The organism is Lysinibacillus sp. GbtcB16 (assembly GCF_019091145.1).
GTDB classification, from domain to species: Bacteria; Bacillota; Bacilli; order Bacillales_A; family Planococcaceae; genus Lysinibacillus; species Lysinibacillus fusiformis.
Window position 1 is genome coordinate 1 of sequence record NZ_JAGXJV010000037.1, and the last position, 2,694, is coordinate 2,694.

Annotated in this window: 4 protein-coding genes; 3 read left to right on the top strand and 1 reads right to left on the bottom strand. The window is 36.4% G+C overall.

Annotated elements, in window-relative coordinates:
* Both KVT27_RS22955 and KVT27_RS22960 read left to right on the top strand, forming a co-directional pair.
* The coding region (locus KVT27_RS22955; RefSeq protein WP_217582008.1) for a PH domain-containing protein at positions 1-867 on the top strand (867 nt) is incomplete at its 5' end.
* 107 nt (positions 868-974) lie between these two features.
* A complete protein-coding gene (locus KVT27_RS22960; protein WP_036121033.1) occupies positions 975-1,550 on the top strand; it encodes a GNAT family N-acetyltransferase in 576 nt (191 codons plus the stop codon).
* A gap of 73 nt (positions 1,551-1,623) precedes the next feature.
* Here the strand turns inward: KVT27_RS22960 and KVT27_RS22965 are convergent, their stop codons facing one another.
* On the bottom strand, positions 1,624-2,247 hold the full coding sequence (locus tag KVT27_RS22965) for a rhomboid family intramembrane serine protease (protein ID WP_036121030.1): 624 nt from the start codon (positions 2,245-2,247) through the stop codon (positions 1,624-1,626).
* Positions 2,248-2,311: 64 nt separating this feature from the next.
* On the opposite strand from KVT27_RS22965, the gene acpS reads away from it, so the two are divergent.
* Entirely contained in the window at positions 2,312-2,665 is a 354-nt protein-coding gene (acpS, locus tag KVT27_RS22970) for a holo-ACP synthase (protein ID WP_036121028.1), read from the top strand.
* Positions 2,666-2,694 lie beyond the last annotated feature (29 nt).

Here is a 2,694-nt window from a genome sequence, read left to right on the forward strand (position 1 = left end):
GTGTTATCTGGTCTTGCTGCTATCGCCTCTCAGTTTTCAGATATTATTCCTTATGAAACTGTTTTCCATGAGTTGGCTGATTTTGTGAAAGTCGGGGCCTTTTTAATAGCGATATCAGTTATGTTAATTTTAATAGTAGCCTGGGTTGTTTCTGTCCTTATTACCCTGATTAATTACTATGATTATACAGTCCGTATCGAAGAAGATAAGCTGATCATAACTAAAGGACTTTTAGAGAAAAAGCGTATAGCCTTACCTTTAAACCGAATCCAGGCTATTCGTATTGTTGAAAATCCATTACGTCAATTAACGGGCTTTGCAACGGTTGTTGTTGAAAGTGCTGGAGGTAACGGTGAAGAGGGGAAAGATAAAAAAATTACCTTATTCCCACTCATTAAGAAACAAGATTGTATGCAGACATTAGAGGATCTTTTTCCAGATATGAATTGGAATCCTTCCTTTACTCGATCACCTAAAAAAGCAAGACCTTTCTTTTACCGCATAGATTTTATTTGGCTTGTCCCTATTATTGGTGCATGTATTTATTTCTTCTACCCGTATGGTTTATTGTCATTGCTATTAATACCATTAACGATATTACTTGGGGTTTGGCAGCACAAAACAGCAGGCTATCAAATAGATGGGAAGCAACTGGCTTTACAATATAGAGTATTCAGTCGAATCACATTGATAGTGGAGAAAAAGCGTATACAATCGATGGGAAGTACACAATCGTATTTTCAAAAAAGAAAAAATGTTATGTCTATAAAAGCAACAGTCATGTCTGGAGCATCCGGTACAACGGGTATAGTTTCGAGTCTGGAACAACGAGATGCTGAAACAATATTATCTTGGTATGAACATTAAATGCAAAGCTAATTCTTTCAAATTTATGGAAGGATTAGCTTTTTTGCATACAAATATTTGGTAATGAAGTTTATAATAAAATAAATAGAACAAAAGGGGTGGGGACTATGTTTAAATATGATATTAATGAAGACGCTTATTTGAAATTATTGGATTTAAGTGATGTTCATGATTTATTTACATTGACTGATCGTTCAAGGAATACATTACGTGAATGGTTACCTTTTGTAGATGGTGTTCAAACAGTTAAAGATACAGAGGCATTTGTAAAAAAGGCTATGCAACAATACGCTGATAACGATGGGATACAGGCAGGAATTTACTATGATGGACAGCTCGCGGGTGTCATTGGGTATCATCAAATCAACTGGCAACATAAATGGACAAGTATTGGCTATTGGTTAGGGAATGAGTTTGTAGGCAAAGGGCTTGTAACAAATTCAATGAAAGCATTAATTGATTATGCCTTTCATTATTTGAAGCTACATCGTATTGAAGTACGGGTAGCAGTTGGAAATATTCGCAGCCGTACGATTCCAAAAGTGTTGGGCTTTCATGAAGAAGGGCGATTAAGGGATGCGGAGTGGCTGTATGATCATCATGTAGACCAAGTGGTTTATGGTATAACGGCAGCTGAATGGAAAAAAATTAAGATGGCCAATGAAGCGACGGTCGTCCTGTAAAAAGCGATTCATATAAAGAGGAGCAGTGCCATGGGATCTAATTTAAAACCCATGGTGCTGCTCCTCTCTTAAATTATGGTCTACCCGCCATTTTTTGTTTGCGCCAGCTTAAAATTCTTTTTGGATGTAAATAAATAAGCCCTAGAATGAATCCGGTTACCAGCCCACCTAAATGTGCAAAAACGTTTACATTCGGTTGAAGAAAAGTCATAATGACACTGATAATGATGATTGGTAAAATAAGCTTACGAAGCATTGGCATTGTTCTACGTGTATAGTACACTAATGCCCCAAAAGCACCAAAAATTCCAAAAATAGCTCCACTTGCACCAAGGCTCGCATAACTACTATCATAGAATATGTAGGTTGCCATGTTGCCAACAATACCCGATACTAAATAAATTGTAATAAAACGGGCTTTACCTGCAATTTTTTCAAGCTCTGGTCCAAAGAGATATAAGGAAAACATATTAAAAAACACATGCATAAACCCTGCATGTAAAAACATAGCAGAGAATACACGCCACCACTCACCTTTTTGAACGAGGAAATTCGCTTGAATTCCGTAATTCCACAAAAGAGTTCCTACACCGGGTAAAAGAGACAATACATAAAGAATTAAATTGATTGCTATTAACGTTGACACAACAGGGTAATACTTTGTATATTGCTTAAAATTTTCTGTTCTACTAAACATGGCTCCACCTCAATTTACAATTATTATACATGCCTTGTTGGAAATAGGTAAAGGAGAAGGTCACATGATTAAGGGAATTGGTCTTGATATTGTAGAAATAGACCGTATTGAAAAAGCGATGAAGCGTACAGATAAATTTAAAGACCGAATTTTATCAACAAGGGAAAAAAAATTATTTGATGGTTACTCAGAAACTCGTAAAATAGAATTTTTAGCAGGACGCTTTGCTGCGAAAGAAGCATTTTCGAAAGCGATGGGTACTGGCATTGGCGAACAATGTAAACTTCATGATATGGAGATTTTACGAGGAGAGGCTGGAAAACCCGTTTTATATTTTAAGGGGGAGATTGCCAATGGTTTTGTTAGTATTACGCATTCCAAGCAATATGCAGCTGCGCAAGTAATCTTATTAGAATAGGAATGAAGTTGTCTAAAAAGGTTAGCCAA